20 protein-coding genes are annotated in these 25,887 nt (G+C 37.4%); all 20 read left to right on the top strand.

Going from position 1 to position 25,887, the window contains the following annotated elements:
• Positions 1-4 precede the first annotated feature (4 nt).
• Positions 5-1,129, top strand: coding sequence for a DegT/DnrJ/EryC1/StrS family aminotransferase (locus C8P64_RS06525; protein ID WP_108171206.1), 1,125 nt, complete (start codon positions 5-7; stop codon positions 1,127-1,129).
• Positions 1,119-1,766, top strand: a complete 648-nt coding sequence (locus C8P64_RS06530; protein WP_245889665.1) for a NeuD/PglB/VioB family sugar acetyltransferase — start codon at positions 1,119-1,121, stop codon at positions 1,764-1,766. Before C8P64_RS06525 ends, C8P64_RS06530 begins: the two co-directional genes overlap by 11 nt.
• A gap of 9 nt (positions 1,767-1,775) precedes the next feature.
• The gene (locus tag C8P64_RS06535) at positions 1,776-2,747 is read left to right on the top strand and encodes a glycosyltransferase (RefSeq protein ID WP_108171208.1); all 972 of its coding nucleotides are present in this window, start codon (positions 1,776-1,778) and stop codon (positions 2,745-2,747) included.
• Between the two features lies 1 nt (position 2,748).
• Positions 2,749-3,117: a DMT family transporter gene (locus C8P64_RS06540; protein WP_108171209.1), complete on the top strand. Its 369-nt coding sequence runs from the start codon at positions 2,749-2,751 to the stop codon at positions 3,115-3,117.
• Positions 3,110-4,105, top strand: coding sequence for an NAD-dependent epimerase/dehydratase family protein (locus C8P64_RS06545; protein ID WP_108171210.1), 996 nt, complete (start codon positions 3,110-3,112; stop codon positions 4,103-4,105). The genes C8P64_RS06540 and C8P64_RS06545 overlap by 8 nt, the downstream gene beginning before the upstream one ends.
• Positions 4,089-5,240 (top strand): DegT/DnrJ/EryC1/StrS family aminotransferase, encoded by a 1,152-nt coding sequence (locus C8P64_RS06550; protein ID WP_211307594.1) that lies wholly within the window; start codon positions 4,089-4,091, stop codon positions 5,238-5,240. The genes C8P64_RS06545 and C8P64_RS06550 overlap by 17 nt, the downstream gene beginning before the upstream one ends.
• Positions 5,241-5,270: 30 nt before the next feature.
• Positions 5,271-6,581, top strand: a complete 1,311-nt coding sequence (locus tag C8P64_RS06555; RefSeq protein WP_108171211.1) for an MATE family efflux transporter — start codon at positions 5,271-5,273, stop codon at positions 6,579-6,581.
• A 167-nt stretch (positions 6,582-6,748) separates the two neighbouring features.
• A complete protein-coding gene (locus tag C8P64_RS06560; RefSeq protein WP_211307595.1) occupies positions 6,749-7,840 on the top strand; it encodes a hypothetical protein in 1,092 nt (363 codons plus the stop codon).
• 50 nt (positions 7,841-7,890) lie between these two features.
• Positions 7,891-8,781 carry a glycosyltransferase family 2 protein gene (locus tag C8P64_RS06565; RefSeq protein ID WP_108171212.1) on the top strand — a complete coding sequence of 297 codons (891 nt, stop codon included), beginning with the start codon at positions 7,891-7,893 and terminating at the stop codon, positions 8,779-8,781.
• 22 nt (positions 8,782-8,803) lie between these two features.
• Positions 8,804-9,868, top strand: coding sequence for a glycosyltransferase family 4 protein (locus C8P64_RS06570; protein ID WP_108171213.1), 1,065 nt, complete (start codon positions 8,804-8,806; stop codon positions 9,866-9,868).
• 22 nt (positions 9,869-9,890) lie between these two features.
• Positions 9,891-11,150, top strand: a complete 1,260-nt coding sequence (locus C8P64_RS06575) for a glycosyltransferase family 4 protein (protein WP_108171214.1) — start codon at positions 9,891-9,893, stop codon at positions 11,148-11,150.
• Position 11,151: 1 nt separating this feature from the next.
• Positions 11,152-12,489 carry a hypothetical protein gene (locus C8P64_RS06580; RefSeq protein ID WP_245889666.1) on the top strand — a complete coding sequence of 446 codons (1,338 nt, stop codon included), beginning with the start codon at positions 11,152-11,154 and terminating at the stop codon, positions 12,487-12,489.
• A gap of 43 nt (positions 12,490-12,532) precedes the next feature.
• Positions 12,533-13,588, top strand: a complete 1,056-nt coding sequence (locus C8P64_RS06585; protein WP_108171215.1) for a glycosyltransferase family 4 protein — start codon at positions 12,533-12,535, stop codon at positions 13,586-13,588.
• A 55-nt stretch (positions 13,589-13,643) separates the two neighbouring features.
• Entirely contained in the window at positions 13,644-14,816 is a 1,173-nt protein-coding gene (locus C8P64_RS06590) for a glycosyltransferase family 4 protein (RefSeq protein WP_108171216.1), read from the top strand.
• The gene (locus tag C8P64_RS06595) at positions 14,813-15,982 is read left to right on the top strand and encodes a glycosyltransferase (RefSeq protein WP_108171217.1); all 1,170 of its coding nucleotides are present in this window, start codon (positions 14,813-14,815) and stop codon (positions 15,980-15,982) included. Before C8P64_RS06590 ends, C8P64_RS06595 begins: the two co-directional genes overlap by 4 nt.
• 37 nt (positions 15,983-16,019) lie before the next feature.
• Positions 16,020-16,952, top strand: a complete 933-nt coding sequence (locus tag C8P64_RS06600) for a glycosyltransferase family 8 protein (protein WP_108171218.1) — start codon at positions 16,020-16,022, stop codon at positions 16,950-16,952.
• Positions 16,953-17,007: 55 nt separating this feature from the next.
• A complete protein-coding gene (locus C8P64_RS06605) occupies positions 17,008-17,613 on the top strand; it encodes an LbetaH domain-containing protein (protein ID WP_108171219.1) in 606 nt (201 codons plus the stop codon).
• A 57-nt stretch (positions 17,614-17,670) separates the two neighbouring features.
• Entirely contained in the window at positions 17,671-18,504 is an 834-nt protein-coding gene (locus C8P64_RS06610) for a glycosyltransferase family 2 protein (protein WP_108171220.1), read from the top strand.
• A gap of 13 nt (positions 18,505-18,517) precedes the next feature.
• Entirely contained in the window at positions 18,518-19,489 is a 972-nt protein-coding gene (locus tag C8P64_RS06615) for a UDP-glucuronic acid decarboxylase family protein (RefSeq protein ID WP_108171221.1), read from the top strand.
• Positions 19,490-19,705: 216 nt separating this feature from the next.
• Positions 19,706-25,887: N,N-dimethylformamidase beta subunit family domain-containing protein (locus C8P64_RS06620; RefSeq protein WP_108171222.1), on the top strand; the 6,182-nt coding region annotated here is incomplete at its 3' end.

Genomic DNA, 25,887 nt, shown 5'->3' on the forward strand with positions numbered 1-25,887 from the left:
TAAAATGTTTAGATCTATTGTAAAACAAAAAATTCCCTTTCTCGATCTAAAGATCCAACATCAACAGATCAAGAATGAGATATTTCAGGCCTTTGAAAAGGTCTATGAAAATACATCTTTTTCTGGTGGGGCTTTCGTAGAGGAATTCGAGAAAGATTTTGCTGAATTTTGTAGAACAGACTACGCAATTGGAGTAAATAATGGGACTTCAGCATTACATCTGGCCATGATCGCTTTAGGAATTGGGGAGGGCGATGAGGTTATTATTCCAGCAAATACATTTATAGCTACTGCCTGGGGAGTTTCTTATACTGGAGCAAAGCCTGTTTTTGTTGATTGTACCGCAGATACCTGGCAAATTGACCCTTCAAAGGTTGAAGAAAAAATCACTCCTGCTACAAAAGCTATAATTGGCGTGCATTTGTATGGCCAGCCCTTTGATGTGGAAGGAGTAAGCTCTATCTGTAAAAGGCATAAGCTTTTTTTGTTAGAGGATGCTGCGCAGGCACAGGGTGCAAAATATGAAAATATTCCAGTTGGAGGATTTGGAGAAATGGGTTGCTTTAGTTTTTATCCCGGAAAAAACCTTGGTGCCTGTGGAGAGGCAGGTGGCATCACCACTAATAATAAAGATTATTACAATGAGCTTCAGAGATTAAGAAATCATGGTTGCAAGGAACGATACTACCATGACATATTAGGTTATAATATGAGAATGGGTGGTCTGGAAGCTGCTTCACTGGGGGTTAAAATTAAATATTTACAAGGATGGAATCAGCGGCGAAAAGAGATCGCAAAGAAATACCATAATGGAATCAATAATCCTGCAATCAAGATGCAGTCCCAGCCAGATTGGGCCGATTCCGTTTATCATCTTTTTGTGATTGTCACCAAAAACAGGGAAAATCTTATGGAATATTTAAATAAGCAAAACATTTTTCCTGGTTTGCATTATCCTGTTCCCTGTCATTTGCAGAAGGCATATACTCATTTAGGGTATAAGAAAGGGGATTGTCTAAATGCTGAATATCTCTCTAACCATTGTTTATCTCTTCCCATGTATTCTGAATTGACAGATGAAAATGTGGAATATATCATAGAAGTATTGAATGCCTACGATGATGAATAAGAAGAAACTAATAATTTTTCCTTTTAATGGAAATGGAATTGAAGCATTGGATTGCCTTTCTATGGAGGAATATGATTTTCTCGGTTTCATAGATGATAACCAGGATAAAACTTCTATTGATTACGAGATATTTTCCAGAGACATCCTGAAAAAACATCCTGAACTATTTGTATTAGCTGTCCCGGGAGGCCCGGATAGTTTTAAGGAAAGGAAAGATATTATATCTTCTCTGGACATTCACGAAGACCGATTTATTTCGGTAATTCACCCCTCAGCCTCCATCGGAAGAAATTCAAAGGTGGGAAAGAATTGTTTGATCATGGCGGGGGTAGTACTTACCAGTAATTCTGTTATTGAAGATCATGTATGTGTCTTACCAAATTCCGTTGTTCATCATGATTCAAAAATTGGTGAGTACACCTTGATTGGGAGTAAAGTTGTGATCGCAGGAAATACCAGTGTCGGCTCAAACTGCTATATAGGAAGTGGGACTAATATTAAAAATGGTCTTCACATAGGAGATAATACTTTAATTGGAATGGGCAGCAATATTCTTAAGGATGTTCAACCAGATTCTAAAATGGTAGGCAATCCAGCCAGGAACCTTAATAAAAGGATCCATCAGCCCATACATTAATGAAATGTCATGAAAGTATCAGTGATTATCCCTGTATTTAACGAAGAGGATAATATTCCTTTTCTGGTTGAAGAGTTAAATTCGTTTTTCCAGAAAGAAAAAAGATTTTCAACCGAGATCCTTTTTGTGAATGATGGCTCTACAGATGAAACCTATCAGAAGCTTAAAGGTGCCAGGCATTTATTCTACTCCTATAAGATCCTTTCTTTTTCCCGGAACTTTGGATCACATGCGGCCTTAAGAGCAGGAATTCTGAAAGCTGAGGGTGATTATATCACTTTTATGTATGCAGATCTCCAGGATCCGTTAAGTCTTATAAGTCGAATGTATGATCAGGTTATTGCTAATGGAATCGATATTTGTTGGGCATTTAGAAACTCTTCAGCTTCAGCCGGAACTGAAAAATTATTTTCGAGGGCTTATGCCGGATTAATGAGAAAATATGCCGTTCCAAATTTTCCAAAAAAAGGGTTTGATATAGTTCTATTCAGTAAAAAAGTAAAAACCTGCCTTGATAAGAATCTGGAAAATAATTCCTCTGTATTCATTCAGATCTTAAGTCTAGGTTTCAAACAAACCAGTATTACTTATGATAAGAGGGGAAGAAAACATGGAAAATCAAAATGGACGCTTTCTAAAAAGATTAAACTCTTGATAGATTCCTTCGTTGCTTTCTCCTTCGCCCCAATCCGTCTGGTATCTATTATAGGATTTGTCTTTTTCCTTGTGGGAATTATCTGGACGGCAATAATTATAGTCCGGAAGTTAATTTATGATGACCTGGCCAGTGGTTGGCCTGCTTTATTATCTATTCTTTTGGTTGGTTTTGGGATCACCAATATTTCACTGGGAATCATTGCAGAATATTTATGGAGAACCTTAGATGCCAGTAGAAGGAGGCCTGCCTTTATAATTGATGAAGTTACTGAAAAGTTAGAAAGTACTGAGAAACCGGTAAGGGTTTTAAAAGATGTAAAATAAAATGGGCAGAACGTTAATTTACATAATTCTTTATGCTGCTCTCAATGTCACAGGTGCTGCGCTTATAAAATGGCAGTTAAAAGGTAGAAGCCTGGAATCTGTAAGTGAATGGTTAAAATTAATTTTGAATGTGACCTTTGTCGCTGCTTTTGTGCTCATTATTCTTTCTGCCCTGGCATTTTTCAAAGCACTCTCTACCAATAGTTTTTCTTTAATTATTCCTATAGCAACGGGGATCAATTTCATATTGACTATTGTGGTTGGTTACTACCTCTTTCAGGATAAATTATCGACGCTCGCTTTTCTAGGATTTGCGCTAATTATAGCGGGGATTATTTTATTAAGTCTAAATACCAAAGTACATGTATAACAAGATAAAAGATAGTACGATCCTGGTAACTGGCGGTGCTGGGTTTATTGGATCTTATGTAGTAGAAGAATTACTGCTAAGTAAACCTAAAAAGATCATAATCATAGATAACCTGATAAGGGGGAGTTTTGATAATATAGCTTCTTTTATAGAGAACCCTCTAGTGGAATTTATAGAAGGAGATATTAGAAATAAGGTTTTATTAGAGCAGAGTATTGCTAAATCTGATTATGTATTTCATATGGCTGCCTTAAGAATTAATTCCTGTGCTGCTAATCCTTCAGAAGGTTTTGAAGTAATGCTCAAGGCAACTTTTGATATCGCAGAATTATGTGTAAAACATAAGATAAAAAAGGTTATTTATAGTTCCAGTGCTTCAGTATATGGCCTGGCACAACATTTCCCTACACCAGAATCTGATAATCCTTATAACAATCAAACATTTTACGGGGGAGCTAAATTATGGGGAGAACAATTATTCCGTAGTTTTCATTTCATGTATAATCTGGATTATGTTGCTCTGCGTTATTTTAATGTTTATGGTGTAAGAATGGATACCGATGGTAAATATACCGAAGTCATGATTCGATGGTTAGATTGCATAAGAGACCAGAAGTCACCACTGATTTTTGGTGATGGGAACGATACCATGGATTTCGTCTATGTGAAGGATGTTGCCAAGGCAAATATTGCAGCTTTAGTTTCAGATATTTCAGATGAGACTTTTAATGTGGGAAACTGTGAGGAAACTAGTCTCAGGGAATTACTTGAAACTTTATTAAAAGTAAACGGTTCTTCTCTTAAACCAGAATTTAAAGAAGCAAACTCAATAAATCCGGTAAGTAGAAGACTTGCAGATATTTCGGCAGCAAAGACTAAGCTTAGTTTCGAACCTTCGATCACTTTGGAAGAGGGTCTTTCTGAATTAAGTCGGTGGTATTTTGAGAAAAATAACTTAAAAAAAGTTGATCATGATACCTATCGCTAAACCATATTTAATCGAAGAGGATGCCCTTGCTGCATACCATACCATACTTTCCGGATGGATCACACAGGGTCCCCGGGTTCAGGAATTCGAAGAGAAATTTGCATCCTTTACCGGAGCAAAGTATGCGGTCGCAGTATCTAATTGTACTACCGCGCTACATCTTTCAATGATAGTTGCAGGGATTGGTCCAGGGGATGAGGTGATCTGCCCCTCAATGAGCTATATCGCAACGGCTAATTCGATAAAATATGTGGGGGCTAATCCTGTTTTTGCTGAGGTGAATGAATTTTATAATCTCGATATTGCTGATGTAGAAAACCGTATAAATTCTAAAACCAAAGCAATCCTTTTGGTTCATCAAATTGGCATGCCAGGGGATATAGATGCCTTTAAAAAATTATGTGTCCGGTATAATCTGAAACTTATAGAAGATGCTGCCTGTGCTGCAGGTTCAGAATATAAAGGTCAGAAAATAGGTTCTCACTCAGAACTGGTTTGCTTTTCCTTTCATCCCAGGAAGATTATCTCTACCGGTGACGGTGGTATGATCACCACGAACAGAGAGGATTATTATAACAGGCTAAAATTATTAAGACAACATGGGATGTCAATTAATGACCGGGTGCGTCATAATTCAGACAAAGTTATTTTTGAAGACCATATCGAGGTTGGTTACAATTACAGGATGACCGATATACAAGCTGCAGTAGGAATAAAACAATTGGAAAAACTGGACTGGATTGTGGATCAAAGAAGAATGATTGCAAAAGTATATCATGATGGATTAAAAGATATAAGCAGTATAGTTTTACCAGGAGAGGAAGAGGGGTATCAAAGTAATTACCAGTCTTATAGTATTTATTTGAAAGAAGATTTTCCGATTTCAAGAAACGAATTAATGCAGAAATTACTGGAAAAGGGAATCGCCACGAGACGCGGGATAATGAATACTCATAGAGAAACGGCCTATAAAAAATTAAAAAGAAAGGTGAAACTACCTCGCTCAGAGGATCTTCAGGAAAGATCAATTTTACTTCCGCTTTATGTGCCCATGTCCCCACAGGAAATAGAATTTATTATAGGCACCCTAAAGGGGCTTATTGAGTCTCCCGCGATCCCAAATAGTAGTGTGTAAGGCAAACTGCTTGAATATAAGTAGCCCGGAATGAAAGCATTATTTCTCCAAATTTTTAATGATTTTAAGATTCATAATCCTTTTGAATGGGGAAGGTTAATTGCCGTTACCGGTTCTGCACAAGCAGTGATACATATAATCAGTTTCGTTAGCGGGATTTTAATTATCAGATTTCTTCCAACAACAGAATATGCTCTTTATACCCTGGCTACAGCAATTTACTCCAACATGGTTATTCTTGCAGACAGCGGGATAACTGCAAGCGTAATGGCTCAGGGAGGAAAGGTCTGGCAAGACCGTGAAAAATTAGGAAAAGTGTTAACGACAGGCTTTCAGCTAAGAAGATTATTTGGAGTAGGAAGTATTATAATCTCGGTTCCTATTATGTTATATCTGCTTCATCATCATGGTGCAGGCTGGTGGAAGGCTTTCGCAATTACATTGGCAATTTTGCCCGCTTTTTTCGCAACCTTGTCAGGTAATTTATATGAAATCATACCGAATTTACACCAGAGTATTGTAAAACTTCAAAAGATAAAATTAGTAGCCAGTGTCATTAGAGCAATATTTATTATTGTGGCCCTTTATTTTTTCCCGTACACTATTCTGGCTTTACTTGCTTATGGAATTGCTCAAATTTGGGCAAACAAGAAACTAAAGAAACTTGCCAGATCATTTATAAAGGCTACTAAGAGATCAAGTTCTGCTGTAAGGCATGAAATACTTAAAATGATCAAGCGGTTGATGCCCGAGTGTATTTATCTGTGTATATCTGGTCAAATTACCATTTGGTTGATCTCCTTTTTTGGAACCACCGCAGCTGTTGCGCAGGTGGGAGCGTTGGGTCGCATAGCGGTAGTGCTTAGTTTTTTTGGGGTAATGTTTGGAACCCTGATTTCACCAAGATTCTCCAGATTATCAAAAAACAAGGAATTGATATTCAAAAGGTTTATACAAATTCAGGTGGCACTTTTGCTAGTCGGGTTTTTATTTATTGGAGGGATCTGGATGTTCTCCTCCCAGTTACTTTGGATTTTAGGCGATGCTTTTTCCAATCTGGAACAGGAGATCGTATTGTTAATGTTAGGTAATTTTATTGGTCTTTTTGCAGTATCTAATTTTTACCTGTGTACTAGCCGGGGTTGGGTAATTAATCCTTTAATATCTATACCTATTAGCATGGCCGCAATAATTAGTGGAGCAATAATATTTGATGTTTCAAGTCTTGTGGGGTTATTCAATTTTAATATTTACATCAATGTTGTCATGTTAATTATGCATCTAACTTATGGGTTGCATAGAATTCATGATATTAAAGAAACTCCTGAATTAAATATTTAACCCCAGCTTAAATCGACCTTTAAAAATGACCTTCTTTTTGATCTTTTGGGATCATAAAGATCAATATGAACATGAATTCCTTCTAATGAAGAGTCCAATAGGAGGCTATTAATGATTGCTTTAACCTGCCTATTAACTCCAATTATATACGTAATCTTCAAAAAGTGATGAATATTTTATTCTTAAATGCCAGTATACCTAATTATCTAATAGACGGTCTTTTTCATGGTTTACGGTCACTTACAGATATTACTGTGGTGGATGTTCCAAGAATGGATTATATGTATGAAGACGCATCTGTAGAGGATCTTCAGAAAACGGGCAGTAGAGGGAATACTCTTTATAAAATTCTTCCAGAGGAAAAACAGATCAGGGGAAAACGTACCTATTGGCTGGCAGATATTGAAAAATATGACCATATCATTTTCACCGATATTTTTGAACAATGTGACCTGTTCAACTATATATATAAAAGTCTCAGAAAGGAAAAGCGATCAAGGATTAGCATTATAGATGGGTATGACTCTTCCTCGAGATTTCCGTTTTTCCACAATTCTTTCAATCTCAAAGTTAGGCCTTGGTCTTATTTTTACAATTTTAACAATGTAAATGTTTTTAAAAGGGAATTTGAAAATACGGGTGAATTATATGGTATTAGGAAGGGAAGCTTTCCTGTGCTTAATAAAATAGCTTCTAAGATATTAAGCATCCCATCCAGGCAATATAAAATCTCCATGTCTATTCCTGAATCACATATTGAAAATATTTCTTTCAAAAATAAAACTCAGGATTTCATAAACTATAACATTGATGATGAGCTCAATGAAATTTTTAATGAGTTGCCGGTTGCTGAAGCTGGTGTTTGGAAACCAAGTTTCGAAAAACAGGAAGACTATTATAATGACATTAAAAATTCAAAGTTTGGAATTACCACCAGAAGATTAGGTTGGGATTGCCTTAGACATTATGAGTATGCCGCCAAAGGAGCAATACTCTGTTTTAAAAATCTAGAGCAGAAAAATGAAATTTGTGCTCCATTTGGCCTGGACGAAACTAACTGCATTCCTTATACCACAAAGGACGATTTACTCTTTAAAATTAAATCAAAAACTATCGGGGAACTGGAGGGAATTCAGAAAAATCAATATGAATGGATTAGAAGATATACTACGAAAAATGTAGCTAAAGATTTTCTTCTACACCTGTCAAATATTAGAGAAGTACCTAAGAGGACAGTGGTCGATTTTAGGTTCTGGTAAATCCATAAAATGAAATAAATTCTAAAGCAAATCTTTAAGATTAAAGGGAAATGAGTCAATTGGGAATTTTAGTAACTAATTATAATACATGGTCTTTAACCAGCACGTGTATCAAAAATTGTTTGAAATATGCTGATGCTGAAATCGATCAATTCCTTGTGGTAGATGATTGTTCTACGGAAAGCTTTGAGAATACTTTTGAAGAGGTTGACCTAATTAGAAACCAAACTAATCAGGGACTTATAAAGTCTTTAAACCTTGGGCTTAAGAATATGAAGACTGATCTTATCTTAATACTGGATTCAGATGCATGGCCTTTGGAAGATTATATTAAAAAAATAAAAAATCACTTTACAGAAAACCCCGAGGTTGGAATTGCCACATTTAAAACCATCAACGGAAATGGTGAGGAATCTGATTCATATGAGGCTGAACCTGGAGCATTGAGTTTAATTCTGGGGCAACAACTCCACAGGTTATATTTAAATAGGTTTTTGAAAAAACCTCAGAATATAAATGTCTTCACTTGTGCGATGGTCATCAGGAAGAGAGTTCTGGAAGAGATTGGATTATTCGATGAGAATTTTGACTGGTTAGAACTTGACCATGATCTGTGCATGCGTGCTAGCCGAAAAGGATGGAAAATAGAAGTAATGCCTATTAGAGCTTTTCATCGTGGTAGCGGAACTCCACAAAAAGTAGGTCAAAGAGTTGTACGTTTTTATAAGAACCGATGGTACTTACTTCGAAAGTTTAAAAAGGTAAAATTTGAGTATCCAACTGCCCTGCTAATTTGTTTTCGGCTAAGTGTAGAGTATATCCTTTTAAGCACCGTAGGCCCTTTGTATTATAAGAATACGGAGATTGTAAAAGATAAAATTTACAGTCGAAAAAAAATGATACATTACTTCATGTCATTAGACTGGAAAAGAACAGTTTGAAATAGTAATTAGATCCGCCTAGATGGCTCTCAAAATTTTATTCATATCTCATAATTTTACTCCCTTTATTGGAGGGATCGAAGTTATTTCGCAGATGCTTGCGGAAGCTTTTACCAGGGATGGTCATGAAGTACATTTGTTGACCTGGTCTAAGGACAAATCTGGTAAAACCTTTCCTTACGAAGTTATTCGAAATCCAAATATTTTAACTCTTTTTAGGGAACACAGTTGGGCAGATATGGTCTTTGAGAATAATCCTTGCTTAAGATTATCCTGGCCAGCCATATTGTTTAAAAAACCTTTGGTGGTTACTCTTCAAACCTGGGTTTCTAGAGTCAATGGTAAGATTAGTTTCAAGGATAAACTTAAATTAAAATGGTTAAAAAGGGCAGATCAGGTGATCTCCTGCAGTAAGGCAATACAGTTAGGCTGTTTCCCGGAGTCTATTGTTATTCATAATCCATATCAGGAAGATCTATTTCGGGTAATTCCTTCCATAAAAAGAAATAAGGATTTTGTCTTTTTAGGAAGAATGGTTTCAGATAAAGGAGCGGAACTTGCAATTAGGGCTTTTCATGAAATTAATAAGTCAGATCTAAATGATCCGAATTTAAGTTTGACTATGGTTGGAGGTGGTCCTGAACGGAAGAACCTTCAGAATCTGGTGAAACAATTGAACCTGCAGAATAAAGTAACTTTTACAGGTTGCCTTGTTGGTGAAGAGTTGGTAAATTGTTTAAATCAACATAAGTTTTTACTCATTCCTTCCATATGGGAAGAACCATTTGGGATTGTCGCTTTAGAGGGAATGGCATCTGGTTGTTTGCCGATAGCCTCTGATGGAGGCGGGCTTCCTGAAGCCACCGGGGAAGTTGGTTTAATCTTCAAAAGAGGAGATTTAGATGACCTCGTGAATTGTATGCAAAAAGTAATTAATCAAGATGGACTGAAAGAAAAGCTACTGAAGAAAGCGCAGTCTCATTTAGCCAATCATAATTCATCAGGAATTTCCAGTAAATATCTTGGTGTGATTAAAATGACCTACAAGAAAAAAAGTTTCTCCAACCCTCAGAAAGTTTCAGTTTAACCTTTTAATAAAATTTTTTTAAATGAAACTAATCCTTTCACATCCAACAGGTAATTCTTTCGTCAGGGCTGCAGCAATGGGATTTCTTAAAAATGATATGCTTTTAAATTTTAGTACTTCAGTAACCTCCTTTCCTGGCAGTGTTATGGATAGACTTGGAGGAATTGGTCCCTTATCAGAAATTAGAAGAAGGCGTTATGATTCTAATTTGAAACCACATACAAAAAGCTGGCCCTGGGTAGAACTTGGGCGTCTGGGTGCTAAAAAGTTAGGTTTGAACGCGCTGGTTAAACATGAAAAAGGAATTTTTTGCGTGGATGCTGTTTATAAATATCAAGATAGAAAAGTTGCAACCTTGATTAGCCAGACAGAAAGTAATAAAGCCACCCTAATTTATGCATATGAAGATGGAGCTCTGGAATCTTTTAGGGCTGCAAAAAAATCAAACCTAAAATGTGTTTATGATCTTCCTATCGGCTACTGGCGGGCTGCTAGAGAATTAATGCTTCAGGAACAAAAAAATAGACCTGAATGGGCTTCCACTATTTTAGGTTTTGATGATTCAAATTTAAAATTATCCAGAAAGGATGAAGAAATTGCCCTGGCAGATCTTATTATCGTTGCTAGCAAATTTACAGCAGAAACACTTAAACTTTATCCTGGAAACCTGCCGCCTGTAAAGATTATTCCATATGCTTTCCCCGAGGTTGCTGAGCCAAAACAATATTTGGGTCTGGATGGTAAAAGGCCATTGAAACTTTTATTTGTTGGAGGACTTTCTCAGAGGAAAGGGATAGCCTATTTAATTGAAGCTGTGGAACAATTAAATTTAAATATTGAGTTGACAATTGTTGGTCAAAAATCAGTTCCAAATTGTAAAGTTTTAAATAATGCACTTGATAAATTTAAATGGATCCCGAGCTTACCACATCAAAAAATTTTAGATCTCATGCGAGACCATGATATTCTTGTTTTTCCAAGTTTATTTGAAGGTTTTGGTCTGGTAATTACAGAGGCGATGTCCCAAGGGACACCAGTAATCACCACAAATAGGACAGCAGGCCCAGATTTAATAACTCATGGAGAGAATGGTTGGATCATTGAGCCGGGTTCTACTGAAGCCTTAAAATCTGTATTAGAGGAAATAAATAGTAATCCAGGAGTGATAGCAGAACTGGGAAAAGCGGCCAGGGAGACAGCGAAAAAAAGAAACTGGGAAGCTTATGGAAGGGAGCTGGCAGAAGTTATTAAGCAAAGTGGATTACAAAAGTTAATTAATTAAGATGGCTGGAATTTCAAATTTTCAATCTGCTACTTACGAAATGGGAGCTGGTTATCCTAATACTTCCGTATTGTCGAGTTCAGAAATACTTATCAAAAGGGGGGTATGGTTATATTTCTGGCTGATAATATTTGAAGGAGCACTGAGAAAATGGGTGCTTCCTGGACTTTCAGAACCATTGTTAATCATCAGGGATCCGTTGGCTATCTGGTTAATTTATAAATGTTTTATGAATAATATCTGGAGTCCAAATAATTACGTAGTCGGTATGCTTGGGATCACTATTTTATCTCTAGCCGTTACTTTGATTCTTGGCCATGGTAATATTTTTGTAGCCCTATATGGTTTTAGGATCATGGCGATCCATTTTCCTTTGATCTTTATTATAGGCAGGGTTTTTAATAAGGACGACGTCATTAAATTAGGTTTAATAATTTTGTGGATTACCATTGGGATGACCATTCTTGTTGGAATTCAATTCTACAGTCCGCAATCTGCCTGGGTAAATCTGGGAGTAGGAGGAGATTCACAAGGTTCTGGTTTTAGTGGTGCAGGTGGGTTTTACAGGGTTCCGGGAACTTTTTCTTTCACAAACGGATTATCTTTATTTTATGGGATCGCTGCGGCTTTTATATTCTATTTCTGGGCATCCAGAGATGTAGTTAAAGTTAATAATCTATTGCTGATCATAGCTAGTTTTGCTCTTCTGGCAGCCATTCCTTTAAGTATAAGTAGAGGTGTACTTTTTGAAATAATACTTTCAGCACTTTTTCTTTTTGCTATAGTAGGGAAAGATCCCAGGACTATAAAATCCATAATCCTGGTGGGAATAACCGGAGTGTTTCTATTTTTTGTGTTAGGAAACTTTAGTTTTTTTCAAACGGCTACGGCCTCATTTAGCGAGCGATTAACCAATGCTGGTTCTGTAGAAGGTGGTCTTGAGGGAACATTAATGGATAGATTTTTTGGAGGATTATATTCTTCGATTACCGATTCTAATTCATCCTTTATAGGGCTAGGTTTAGGAATGGGGACCAATGCAGGAGCAAAGTTAATGATGGGTAACAGGGAATTCCTAATTGCTGAAGGAGAATGGGCGAGATTAATAGGAGAGATGGGGTTTATTCTTGGTATGATCGCTATCATAATCAGGGGGAGTCTTGTTTTTCAATTGATTACACGGTCATGGAAAGCTATAAAATTAGATAATAAATTACCCTGGATGCTTATGAGTTTTGGAACAGTAAACATTTTACAGGCTCAATGGGCACAACCTACCGCACTTGGATTTAGTGCCTTGATAGGTGGACTTGTCATTGCTTCTTTTAACGAGAGCTGATAATTACGGCTACTCCGAAATATTTAGATTCCCATATCAAAATATGCCTTTAAATATCTTATTGCTTTCAAATAACTTTTATCCCTTTGTGGGGGGTATTGAAGTCAATTCAGAAATTCTTGCCAGGGCTTTTTTAGATCATAATCATAATGTTTGTGTTCTTACCTGGACACAAGACCCGGAAGGTAAAGATTTTCCGTTTCAGGTGATGAGAAATCCTGACTATGCAGACCTTCTTAAAATTCACTCCTGGGCAGATGTGGTATTTGAAAATAATCCTTGTCTAAGGCTTGCCTGGCCGGCTTTAATTTTTGGTAGACCTTCCGTTGTTGCCTTAAATACCTGGATTGTTCAGGAAAACAGAACTAACAAACTTCAGGAAAAATTAAAATCATTCTGGTTAAAAAGGGCTAATAAGGTTATAGCGGTAAGTCATGCTTTAAGAAAAGTAATATTTCCCAGTGCAATTGTAATTGTGAATCCCTACCGGAAAGAATTGTTTAAAATGATGCCAGAAATAAAGAAAACCAAGGATTTTGTTTTTCTTGGAAGACTTGTCTCCGATAAAGGTGCAGACCTGGCTATTAAAGCAATTTATCAACTTAAAAAAGCCACCAGGATTGAACATGGTCTGGGAATTCAACCTAACCTAACTATAATTGGTGAAGGAGAGGAAAGAGAAAAGCTTGAAGATCTTGTCGAGGAATTAGGCCTTTCAAATGAAGTCCACTTCGAGGGGCAGCTTGTAGATAAAGACCTGGTTTTATGTTTGAACCAACACAGGTTTATGATAATACCGTCAGTTTGGGATGAGCCATTTGGGATGGTAGTTTTAGAGGGTATGGCCTGTGGTTGTCTTCCCATAGCCGCAGATGCAGGTGGACTCCCTGAAGCTGTTGGTCTTGCAGGAATTTTATTTTCAAGAGGTAATGTAAACGATCTGGTGTCCAAAACTCTTCAGGTTTTACGTGATAATGATCTCGAAAATCAATATAGAGCCCAGATTCAAAATCATCTGAATTATCACCAATCAAATTTGGTGGCTAAAAGATATTTAGATGTTATTGAAAGTGCTGCATCCAGTTTTTCGAAAAATTGAATTTTTTGGAAATTTCTATTATCTGGAAAACTTTTTCATCTCCAACTTTTAAAAAATGCGCATAGTGATTTTTGTTCATCCAGATTTTAGTAATTCGCAGAGCATGCCCCGGTATGCAAGAATGCTCGCTGACGGAATGAGAAAGCACCAGCATGATGTTGAGATCTGGACCGCAAAAAAGTTTTTTTACAGAATACCTTCCCCAAAGATTCTAAAAAAGTGGTTGGGATATATAGATCAGTTTATCCTCTTTCCAATTGAAGTCAAAATGAAAATGTCAAAATATCCCTTTCAAACCTTGTTTGTTTTTGCTGACCAGGCTTTGGGTCCATGGATGAATTTAGTCGCGAACCGACCTTTTGTAGTGCATTGTCACGATTTTATGGCTCAGCGATCTGCTCTGGGAGAAATGGCAGAAAACCCAGTTAAACCTTTTGGGAGATTATATCAGAAATTAATTCGAAAGGGTTATAGAAGGGGGAAGTATTTTATTTCGGTTTCAAAAAAGACAAAAGATGACCTCCATAGATTTTTAAAAACTAGTCCTGAGATCTCAAAAGTGGTGTACAATGGTCTAAATCAAAATTTTCATCCTGGAAATGTAAATGAGGTTAGGGAGAAACTTAGTGAGTATCTAAATTTCTCTTTGCATGACGGATATATCTTGCATGTTGGAGGAAACGAGTTCTATAAAAATCGAAAAGGCGTCATCAAAATATATAATGCCTGGAGGGATATTTCTAATAAAACTATCCCATTAATAATGATTGGTCCGCCCCCCTGCGAAGAACTTGTTTTCTTAAGGGATAATAGTAAATACACCAATTCTATTCATTTTCTAATTAACCTCTCAGATGAATATCTAAGACTCTTTTACCAGGGCGCTTTCATTTTTCTCTTCCCTTCCTTAGATGAAGGATTTGGCTGGCCTATAGCAGAAGCTTTAGCGAGCGGATGTCCAGTGGTTACTACAGATAAAGCTCCTATGACTGAGGTAGGTGGTGAGAATTGCTACTATATTCCCAGAATGCCCTCTGAGGATACTTTAACAGAAAGTTGGGCAAAATATTCTGCTGGTATTTTAAATGATCTTGCCGAATTGAAATTAGAAAAGAGGAAGCTGTTGATTGCAAATGGTATTGAAAACGCCAGAAGATTTGATGCCAAAAATGCTTTAAATAAAATTGAATCGATTTATAGAAAGGTTTATCAAATCAATCAGTTATGAGAATACTCAATGTAATAGCCACGATGGACCCAAAAAGTGGTGGGCCATGTCAGGGTTTGAGAAATAGCATCCCAGTGCAAAAAAAAGGAGGGATTGAAAATGAGGTTGTTTGTTTTGATGAACCAGATATGAACTTTTCAAAATACGACGATTTTAAAATTCATGCTATTGGTCCTGCGAAGGGACCTTATGCTTATTGTCCTCGACTAAAAAAATGGTTGTATGAAAACATGGAACGGTTCGATATTACATTAATTCATGGCTTATGGTTATATAATAGTTTTGGCACCTATATTTCCTGGCTACATCTTAAGAAAAAGAATAAGCACGTCCCAAAATTATATTTAATGCCACATGGTATGCTGGACCCATATTTTCAGAGGGCACGTTCCAGAAGGTTAAAAGCTATAAGAAACTGGTTTTTCTGGAAGTTAATAGAGAAAAGAGTGGTTAACGGAGCCGATGGATTGTTATTCACCTGTAATAAAGAGCTAAATCTCGCAAAAGAAACTTTTAGCAATTATAAACCCAAATCGGTTTTAAATACTGGTTTTGGAATTCCTGAACCACCGGCAAAAAATATAAATCATTTATGGACCTTCCTTAAAAAATGCCCCAGGATATCAACTAATGCCTATTGGTTATTCTTAAGCAGAATACATCCTAAAAAAGGAGTTGATCTACTTGTAAAGGAGTATTTAAAATTAAAAAATGAAAATGATGAAATTCCAGATCTCGTGATTGCAGGACCAGGTTTGGAGACTACATACGGTAAGGATGTTCAGATGACTGGGAAACACCCTTCCATTCATTTCCCGGGTATGCTTGAAGGCAAAGCTAAGTGGAGTGCTTTCCATTTTTGTGAAGCTTTTATTCTACCAAGTCACCAGGAAAATTTCGGGATCGCGGTAGTGGAAGCACTGGCCTGCAAGAAACCGGTTTTAATTTCCGACCAAATTAATATCTGGAAAGAAATAGAAGCAGGTGGAGGTGGTTTAGTTTCAAAAGATACGAGCGAAGGTATAAGAAACTTATTAAAGAATTGGATCAGTCTTTCAGCCAGACAGCAAGCCGAAATGGGATTGAATGCATATAATGTTTACCGGGAAAACTTTTACGTTGAAAAAACGGCTTTAGATATGATTAGTAAGATTGAATCAAATTAGATTTTTACTGGTAAAGATCTAACCTTTTAATTAAAGCATGAATATAGCTTTTTGTATTAATGAACCTGGATTAAGGGGCTTAGGAGTAAGCCTGGCTTCATTAATAGAAAATTGTTCCAACCCTGGCCGCCTTAAAATATGGTTTTTATGCTCCGGATTAAAAAATAGAACGAAAAATAGAATCAGGGAATATTTAGAGGCAGGCGATAAAAAAATAGATCATGTTTTTATCGATTTTGATCCAGAAGAACATTTTGGAGCATATGCCTCCTTACATGGAGATAGAACTACTTATGGCAGGCTTTTACTGGCAGACATTGTAAAAGGGAATAGTGTTTTATACTTAGATGCAGACCTGGTAGTAGAAATAGATGTGTTGGAATTAGAACATTTTCAATTCGGGGGAAATTTTTTAGCGGCTGTTGGTGGTGGAATTTTCAAAAATACACTCGGGAATAAATTTTATATAGGAAAATTAAAAATAGATCCTTTGGAGGAATATTTTAACGCTGGAATACTATTATTTGATCTTAAAAAATGGCGTGAAGAAAAAGTAAAGGATCAGTGTTTAGAGTTGGCCAATAAGTATCCTTTAGAATTGCCGTCCCACGATCAATCCTTATTAAATATTTTATGTCAGGGAAAATTTGCCAAGCTTCCAAATAACTTCAATTGCAGTTGGGAAGCAGATCAATCGAAACCTGGTCTGTCTGATAAACAGATACTACATTTCGTTGGTGCACCTAAACCCTGGGATCCTTTAGCTTCAATTTTACATCGAGGATTTAAAAGCTGGAAAAAATACCACCAGAAGGAATCGAATTTCAGTGTAGGAAGATTTACTTTTTTTGAGTTAAAGAGATTATGGCATTTAAGACGGTCATATGCCAGGTGTATTTTAAATCATTTTAAGAATTTATCTCATAAAGAAGATTTTAGAACGGTAAGGAGAATAAATGAAAAGATATAAATGTTCATTGCCATTAATAATTAAATAATAAACCGGGGTAATCCAGCAATATATTATGGATCTGTCAGCTTATAATTCCAGTTTCAGTTTAAAGAATAAGTGCGCTCGAGTACTTTGGGGTGGCTGTTACTGGTTATTATTCAGACCTTTTAATTTGCCCGTTTTTAGCTCCTGGAGATCGATGATCCTAAGGCTTTTTCGAGCGAAAGTTGCTAAAGGAGCTAACATTTATGCAAGCGCAAGAATCTGGGCTCCGTGGAATTTTGAAATTGGAGAGTTTTCCAGTATTGGTCCTAAAGCAGATATTTATAATCAGGGAAAAATAGTTATTGGCTCTAATACCGTTATTTCTCAGAAAGCATATTTATGCGCTTCTACTCATAATCATAATTTGCCCTCCTTTCCATTAATTACAAAACCAATTATCATTGGTGATCAGGTATGGGTTGCTGCAGCTGCCTTTATAGGTCCGGGCGTTCAAATAGAGCATGGTGCCGTAGTAGGAGCAAGGTCAGCGGTTTTTAAAAATGTAGCTGCCTGGACTGTGGTTGGAGGAAATCCCGCCAAATATATAATGGAAAGAAATATTAGATTGAATGGTTCTGCTAAAATATCTGAGGTAAATTTCAAGGTTCGAGACTCTGGCTCAACTTTAAATTAATGCAGAATTGGCATCAAGGATTTTTACTTAAGTGGTCAATTCGAAAATTTAATCGACATGGTTTCTGTGGTTATTCTCACAAAAAATGAAGAACGGGATTTGGCGAGGTGTCTTGAATCCTTAAAGTGGTCGAATGACGTACACGTTCTTGATTCAGGTAGTGTAGACCAAACTATAAAGATCGCATTGGATTATAATGCAAAAGTTAGCAAGCATAAATTTGAGAGTTTTGGACAACAACGAAATTTTGCTCTTGAACATATTGACTTTAAAAATGAATGGATTTTGTTTCTTGATGCAGATGAGGTAGTAACCAAAGAATTTAAAGAAGATCTTATTTCTTCGATTTTAGAAGCCGACGATGAGACTGTTGGGTTTTACTGTTGCTGGAAAATGATGCTTGAGGATCGCTGGTTGAAATACTGTGATAATTTCCCAAAATGGCAATTTAGAGTATTAAAAAAAGGTAAGGCTGAATTCACAGATTTTGGCCATGGTCAAAAGGAGGGTAGGGTTGACGGTAAACTGGAATATATAAAAGAACCTTATCTGCATTATAGCTTTTCTAAAGGTTGGACTCAATGGATTGAAAGACATAATAAATATTCAAGTCAGGAGGCGGAAGCCAGGCTTGATAATTGTCCACCTTTCAGGAATATTTTTAATAAACACTCCAGCACTAGAAATCCGGCTTTAAAATCGTGGTTAATTAAAGTTCCCGGATGGCCATTATTAAGATTTCTTCACGCCTACTTTTTTAATCTAGGCTTTCTGGAAGGATCCCCAGGTTTTATCTACTGCACAAATATGGCTTATCACGAATTTCTTATCTCAATAAAAATGCGTGAACTTAAAAGAAAGAAGCGTCAAGTGGAATTAAAAACAATCTAAATAATCTAAGATCATGAAAAGAATTTTAATTACAGGTGGAGCGGGGTTTATTGGTTCTCATCTTTGCGAACGCATGCTCGAAGAGGGAAATGAAGTGATATGCCTTGATAATTATTTTACCGGTACAAAGAAAAATATCGTCCATCTGCTGGATAATCCATATTTCGAATTGGTGCGGCATGATATCACCATGCCATATTTTATTGAGGTAGATGAGATCTATAACCTGGCTTGTCCCGCTTCGCCAGTACATTACCAGTATAATCCAATTAAAACCATTAAAACCTCTGTAATGGGAGCTATTAATATGCTTGGGCTGGCTAAACGAGTGAAAGCAAAAATTTTACAGGCAAGTACCAGTGAGGTTTATGGCGATCCAGAATTACATCCACAACCGGAATATTATTGGGGAAATGTAAATCCTATAGGTCCACGATCATGTTATGATGAAGGAAAGCGTTGTGCTGAAACGCTGTTTATGGATTATCATATTCAGAATAACGTAAATATTAAGATCGTGAGAATATTTAATACCTATGGTCCCAATATGAATCCAGATGATGGCAGGGTTGTTTCTAATTTTATTGTTCAGGCTTTGAAAGGTGAAGATTTAACCATTTTTGGTAATGGAACACAAACACGGTCTTTTCAGTTTGTGGACGATCTTATAGAAGGGATGATAAGAATGATGAATACCCCAGATGAACTAACCGGTCCGGTGAACCTTGGAAATCAGAATGAATTCACCATGTTGGAATTAGCTGAAACAATAGTAGATCTAACGGGATCAGGTTCCGGACTGATTTTTAAGGAACTACCAAAGGATGATCCTCAGCAACGAAGACCTGATACAACTCTTGCAAAATCAACACTTCAAAATTGGGAACCTAAAGTTCAGCTACGGGAAGGATTAGGAAAAACCATTGAATATTTTGAAAGCGTTTTAAATCAAGGCAAAAAGGAAAGAATTTCCATAACAAACTAGATATTGCGTCCCCATCTTTCTCCCTTAAAGTAATCCTAACCATAGAAATACCTACTTCTCTTGACGATTTTTAATTGGTCGATAAGACCAGTATAATATTTATAAATTTTGTCTTCCTCAAAACATTAGCCATTGATCCAATGGTAAGTAGGTGATACTGCTTATTCCAGAAATGACGGAATCTTAAATTATTTTTTCAACGATACTTTCTTTATTATGAATAAGTTTTATTCAAATTACCGTACCGGGAAAAATCTCCTGTTCGTAGTACTCAGCTTTTTCTTTATTTTCAATTCTTATTCCAGAACGGATATTAGGGATGAAAATAATTCCAACATTCAAGGTCCTGGTGGTCCCATTTTGGTATTAACTTCTTCAGTAAATCCATTCAGTAGTTACACCTCTGAGATTTTACTGGCTGAAGGACTTAATGAGTTCACTACGCTCGATATTTCAGGTTTATCCCCAGAAATAGCAAATAATTATGATGTTGTTATCGTGGGAGACATCCCTATTAACACAACTCAGGTTGGAATTCTAACAAATTGGGTGGAAGCAGGGGGGACATTAATCGCTTTTAAGCCTGATGCCAGCCTTTCACCGTTATTAGGGATCCAAAAATTAACAGGGTCTTTATCAGACGCTTATTTATTGATTAATACTTCTTCAGGTCCTGGTAATGGTTTGGTAAATGAGACAATCCAGTTTCATAGTGAGGCAGATTTGTATGGATTAAATGGAGCCACCAGCCTGGCAACCTTATATTCATCCTCTAGTACTGCTACTTCTTATCCTGCGGTAAGTATTAATAATGTGGGAGAAAATGGAGGTGTAGCGGTGGCATTCACTTATGATCTTGCGCGGTCTATAGTCTATACCCGGCAAGGAAATCCGGAATGGAACGGGCAGGAAAGAGATGGAGTTGTTCCTGTAAGATCAAATGATCTTTTCTACCCAGACTGGCTGGATTTCAGTAAAGTTGAAATTCCTCAGGCCGATGAGCAACAACGTTTACTTGCCAATATTATCATACATAACAGTCAGAAGCCTATTCCTAGATTCTGGTATTTACCTAGAGGTCTAAAGGCGGCGGTTGTTATGACCGGTGATGATCATGCTTCCGGAGGTACCATAGCACGATTTAATCAATATTTACAATTAAGCCCGGACAATAGTCCGGAAGCAGTTGCCGATTGGCGAGCTATTCGAGGAACCTCCTATGTTTATCCAAATACTCCTATGTCTAATCAACAGGCAAAACTTTTCCAGGATCAGGGTTTTGAGATCGCACTTCATTTACATACCAATTGTGATAATTATACTTTACAGTCTATAAGAGGAAATCTTACAAATCAGTTAGATGATTTTAGTTTCTATTATCCAGACCTTTCAGATCCTGTATCTAATCGTACACATTGTATTGCTTTTAGCGACTGGGCCTCACAACCAAAGGCCGAGTCTGAAAATGGTATTCGCCTGGATGCTAACTATTATTATTGGCCAGAATTCTGGGTACAGGATCGCCCAGGTTTATTTACCGGTTCTGGAATGGCGATGCGATTTGCAGATCTTGATGGAACAATTATAGATACTTATCAACTGGCCACGCAAATGACCGATGAATCGGAGCAAAATTATCCTTTAACCGTTAATAGATTATTAGATAATGCACTTGGTTCAAAAGGATACTACGGTATTTTTTGTGCCAATATGCATACAGATGAGAATTTCTCTGCAGGTTCAGACGCTATAGTTGCTTCGGCTATCTCCAGGAATGTTCCAGTAATATCTGCCAAACAATTATTAACCTGGTTAGATGGAAGGAATCAGTCATATTTCGAAAATATGGTATGGGATGGTAACGCTCTGGCATTCTCTATGGGAATTGGTAGCGGTAGCCAAAGTTTAGAAGCAATGTTACCAGTAGTTTTCGGTTCTAAAAGACTAGTTCAATTAACCCGAAACTCTACTCCTGTAAACTTTAGAACAGAAAAAATTAAGGGCATAGACTACGCGATATTCCCTGCCGGAAGTGGAAATTTTAATGCTATTTATGAGATTAATGAACCTCCGGTGGTATCTATTGCATCTCCTACAAATAACCAGGTGTTTCTAGCTTTTGAAGAAATTGAATTGACCGCTTTAGCATCAGATCCTGATGGAACCATACAAAAAGTAGAGTTTTTCAGTAATAATATAAAATTAGGAGAAGATCTGGACTATAGTGATGGATGGTCTTTCATCTGGCCTGGAGTAGAAGATGGAAATTATACTATCACGGCTAAGGCTACAGATAATAAAAATTCTTCTAGTTACTCTGATAGTGTTACTATAGTAGTTGAAGTAGATCCAAATAATTTCAATTGCCCGTGTACTGTTTTTGAACCTGAGTCAATTCCTTTTAATCTCTTGAATGAAGGGGCAGGAATTCAATTAGGTATGAAGTTTTCCTCGGAAATAGATGGGTATATAAATGGCGTGCGTTTTTACAAACAAAATGGACATACTGGAACTCATATTGGTCAGCTTTATGACCGTTCAGGAAATCTTTTAGCTGAAGCCACTTTTGTAAATGAGAGTGCCTCTGGATGGCAGGAAGTTTTATTTTCCTCATCTGTTCCTATACTAAAAAATACAACTTACATTATTTCCTATCATAGTAGTGATGGGTATTATTCAGTGAGTGATTCCTTTTTTGGTCAGGCCGTGGTTAATCGTCCATTAAAAGCTCTGGCTGAAGGGGAAGATGGGCCCAATGGCGTTTTTCTTATAAGTGAAACTCCTGGTTTTCCTATCGATGAATTTGAGGCTTCTAATTATTGGGTAGACGCGGTATTTCATACTGACCCTATAAACTTTAATGCCGTTCCCGTTATAGATATCTTAACTCCGGTAGCTGGAGCGAACTTTGTTGAACCTGCAACTATTGATGTTAACGTGAATGCTTCAGATCCAGATGGTCAGGTGGTTAAAATCGAGTTCTTTAATGGTTCTGTAAAATTAGGAGAAGATCTGGATGGAAATGATGGTTGGAGCTATTCCTGGAATGATGTTTCTGCAGGAAACTATAATTTGATCGTAAAGGCAACAGATGACCAGGATGCTATCTCTGAAAGCAGTATTAATTTTTCGGTAACTACAATTCCTGTTAGCCAGAATTCTATCGTTGCTGAAAATGCCTTACCAGGAAACCCATCTAGTGAATGGGATATAAATGGTGCAGGAGACCAATCTATTCAAGGTTTCGCTACAGATATGAGCTACAATAAAGGAGAAACTGCCAGGTTTAAAATAGATACAGATGCAAGTAATTATACTGTAAAAATCTACAGACTGGGGTATTATCAGGGTAATGGAGCGAGGTACCAGGGAGATGCAACTATTACAGCCAGTCTGCCGCAAAACCAGCCAAATTGTTTGGTTGATAACAATACTGGCTTAGTAGATTGTGGAAACTGGCAGGAGTCAGCGATCTGGGAAATTCCGGCAAATGCAGTCTCGGGTATCTACCTGGCATTATTAACCAGGAATAATGGAGGTTCAAGTCATATAGTTTTTGTGGTTAGAGATGATGCTAGTAATTCAGAATTGTTATTTCAAACTTCAGATGCGACCTGGCAAGCCTATAATATTTATGGTGGCCGAAGTTTATATACTGGACAAGGAGGAAAGGCAAATAAGGTAAGTTACAACAGGCCATTTTTAACTCGTGATGGTGGTGGAGGCGGAGGAGCCGAAGAAGACTGGATCTTCAATGCTGAATATCCCATGTTAAGATGGCTTGAAAGAAATGGATATGATGTAACATATACTACTAATGTTGATAGTGACCGAAGGGGAGAACTAATTAAAAATCATAGAATTTTTCTTTCCGTAGGACATGATGAATACTGGTCTGGTCCACATAGAAATTATGTAGAATCGGCCAGGGATCAGGGGACCAGCCTGGCATTTTTCAGTGGTAATGAAGTTTACTGGAAAACCCGCTGGGAAAATAGTATAGACGGGAATAATGACTCACATAGAACCCTTGTTTGCTATAAAGAAGGCTCAGGAGGAGAAAACACCTGCGGTGGTAAATGTGATCCAACCTCTAGTTGGACAGGTCTTTGGAGAGATGGATGCGATTATGTAACGGGAGATCCTAACCTCGATGGATGTAGTCCGGAAAATGCGCTAACAGGTCAGATAAGCTGGGAGGAATCTGATGCCTCTCTAAGAGTTCCATCAACTTTCAAAGACTTAAGATTCTGGAGAAATACCAGTGTCGCTACCCTTAATGAGGGTCAATCGGCTTCATTTACTTATGCAACCATTGGATATGAATGGAATTCAGAACAGGATGCCTATAGATCAACCTATCCTGAGGGTAGAATCTTGTTGTCCAGAACTGAAGTAAATGGATCTGTACATAATTTATCTTTTTATAAGCATAATAGTGGTGCTTTTGTATTTGGAGCAGGTACTGTACAATGGTCCTGGGGATTAGATAAAAATCATGATCGGGGAAATGATGCCCCGAGCAAAGATATGCAACAGGCCACGGTAAACCTTTTTGCAGATATGGGGGCTCAACCAGCAAGTATTCAGAGTGATCTAGTTAGGGCAGCTCCATCTACAGATTTTGAAGCTCCGGTCATAACTTATTCTTCTCCTGTTGAAGGAGCAGTAGTTCCTATCAATACAGAGGTAATTATATCTGGAACCACCGCAGAAGATAATGTTATTGTTAGAGTAGAGCTTTCTTTGGATGGAGGTATTACCTGGGTAGTTGCCAGTGGAAAAGAAGACTGGGTATATTCATGGACGCCAACTATTGAGGGGCCAGTAGCAATACAGGTTCGATCTTTAGATGATTCTGGGAATCTTAGTGTTCCAACTATTTTAAATGTAAATGTTTCTGATATCGTAAATAATGCTCCCCCTCAGGTAGAGATTACAGAGCCATTATCTTCAGCAAACTTCACTGCTCCGGCATCCATTAGTATTATTGCAAATGCCTTAGATCCCGACGGAACAATCAGTAAAGTCGAATTCTTTAGTAATGAAACAAAATTAGGTGAAGTTCTAAATAGTCCGTACACTTTTAATTTTAACGATGTGGCAGCTGGAAATTACTCCTTAACTGCAAGGGCTACAGATAATTCAGGTGTTCTTACTATTTCAAATCCAGTAAATGTAATAGTTAGTCCAGATCCTAAGGATTTAGATTGTCCCTGTACTGTTTTTAATGAAACAGATCTCCCTTCAAGCGGATTATTAAATGATGGCCAGGCCCTTCAATTAGGAATGAAATTTCAAACTACGATAGATGGATTTATTTCTGGGGTAAGGTTTTACAAGGAGATTGGCGATACCGGAGTTCATACAGGGCAGTTATATAGTTCTCTTGGTGTTCTTCTTGCGGAAGTAATTTTTGAGAATGAAACTGCTTCGGGTTGGCAGCAGGCAAGTTTTCCTGATCTAGTTCCCGTTACTGCCGGGGTAACTTATATGATAACTTATCACAGTAGTAATGGAAATTATGTCTCTGAAGATTCAGGGTTTCAGGTGGCAAAAGTGAATGGACCTGTAATTGGTCTAGCTAATGGTGATGATGGACCAAACGGAATGTATTCATATTTCCCTACACCAACGTTCCCCGTTAATAATTTCCAGGCAAGCAACTACTTTGTTGATGTGGTTTTTGAAACCGAGGAGGTACCAACTAATAATTTACCTGAAATAGCCATAACTGCACCTTTGGAAAATGATTCTTTTATTGCTCCTGCAGATGTATTAATAACAGCAGATGCTTCCGATTCAGATGGAACTGTCACTTCTGTAGAATTCTTTCATGGTACAGTTTCAATTGGTTTAGATAATGATAATAGCGACGGGTGGAGTTTTAATTGGCTTGGAGTACTCCCTGGAAACTATGAATTAACTGCTATTGCTACCGATGATCTGAATGGGAAAACAGTATCCGCGATCGTAAATATCAGCGTTGCTGAACTAATAAATGTGTTACCTACGGTAGCGATCACATCGCCACTGAACAACGAGATATTTACTTCCCCTGCAGATATAGTTATCACCGCGGATGCTACAGATCCTGATGGAATTGTTAACAGTGTGGAATTCTTTGAAGGCACTAATTCTTTGGGCATTGATACCGATGGTACCGATGGCTGGAGTGTGACCTGGAACGGAGTGACCACGGGCAGTTATGCTTTAACTGCGATAGCTGCGGATAATGACCTGGAAACAACCACTTCCGAAAGTATCAATATCACGGTCGAAGCACCGAACCAATTACCAGCTGTAGCCATTACTTCGCCACTGAATAGCGAGGTCTTCACGTCTCCGGCAGATATAGTTATCACCGCTGATGCTACAGATCCTGATGGAAATGTCAG

The sequence above is a fragment of the Christiangramia gaetbulicola genome (assembly GCF_003054225.1).
GTDB lineage: Bacteria > Bacteroidota > Bacteroidia > Flavobacteriales > Flavobacteriaceae > Christiangramia > Christiangramia gaetbulicola.

Excerpts from the sequence above, each read along its gene's own strand:
- C8P64_RS06555 (WP_108171211.1), top strand. The coding sequence starts at position 5,271 with ATGAAAGCATTATTTCTCCAAATTTTTAATGATTTTAAGATTCATAAT.
- C8P64_RS06540 (WP_108171209.1), top strand. The coding sequence starts at position 2,749 with ATGGGCAGAACGTTAATTTACATAATTCTTTATGCTGCTCTCAATGTC.
- C8P64_RS06570 (WP_108171213.1), top strand. The coding sequence starts at position 8,804 with ATGGCTCTCAAAATTTTATTCATATCTCATAATTTTACTCCCTTTATT.
- C8P64_RS06550 (WP_211307594.1), top strand. The coding sequence starts at position 4,089 with ATGATACCTATCGCTAAACCATATTTAATCGAAGAGGATGCCCTTGCT.
- C8P64_RS06535 (WP_108171208.1), top strand. The coding sequence starts at position 1,776 with ATGAAAGTATCAGTGATTATCCCTGTATTTAACGAAGAGGATAATATT.
- C8P64_RS06600 (WP_108171218.1), top strand. The coding sequence starts at position 16,020 with ATGAATATAGCTTTTTGTATTAATGAACCTGGATTAAGGGGCTTAGGA.
- C8P64_RS06545 (WP_108171210.1), top strand. The coding sequence starts at position 3,110 with ATGTATAACAAGATAAAAGATAGTACGATCCTGGTAACTGGCGGTGCT.
- C8P64_RS06560 (WP_211307595.1), top strand. The coding sequence starts at position 6,749 with ATGAATATTTTATTCTTAAATGCCAGTATACCTAATTATCTAATAGAC.
- C8P64_RS06525 (WP_108171206.1), top strand. The coding sequence starts at position 5 with ATGTTTAGATCTATTGTAAAACAAAAAATTCCCTTTCTCGATCTAAAG.
- C8P64_RS06530 (WP_245889665.1), top strand. The coding sequence starts at position 1,119 with ATGATGAATAAGAAGAAACTAATAATTTTTCCTTTTAATGGAAATGGA.
- C8P64_RS06610 (WP_108171220.1), top strand. The coding sequence starts at position 17,671 with ATGGTTTCTGTGGTTATTCTCACAAAAAATGAAGAACGGGATTTGGCG.
- C8P64_RS06605 (WP_108171219.1), top strand. The coding sequence starts at position 17,008 with ATGGATCTGTCAGCTTATAATTCCAGTTTCAGTTTAAAGAATAAGTGC.
- C8P64_RS06580 (WP_245889666.1), top strand. The coding sequence starts at position 11,152 with ATGGCTGGAATTTCAAATTTTCAATCTGCTACTTACGAAATGGGAGCT.
- C8P64_RS06590 (WP_108171216.1), top strand. The coding sequence starts at position 13,644 with ATGCGCATAGTGATTTTTGTTCATCCAGATTTTAGTAATTCGCAGAGC.
- C8P64_RS06575 (WP_108171214.1), top strand. The coding sequence starts at position 9,891 with ATGAAACTAATCCTTTCACATCCAACAGGTAATTCTTTCGTCAGGGCT.
- C8P64_RS06585 (WP_108171215.1), top strand. The coding sequence starts at position 12,533 with ATGCCTTTAAATATCTTATTGCTTTCAAATAACTTTTATCCCTTTGTG.
- C8P64_RS06565 (WP_108171212.1), top strand. The coding sequence starts at position 7,891 with ATGAGTCAATTGGGAATTTTAGTAACTAATTATAATACATGGTCTTTA.
- C8P64_RS06595 (WP_108171217.1), top strand. The coding sequence starts at position 14,813 with ATGAGAATACTCAATGTAATAGCCACGATGGACCCAAAAAGTGGTGGG.
- C8P64_RS06615 (WP_108171221.1), top strand. The coding sequence starts at position 18,518 with ATGAAAAGAATTTTAATTACAGGTGGAGCGGGGTTTATTGGTTCTCAT.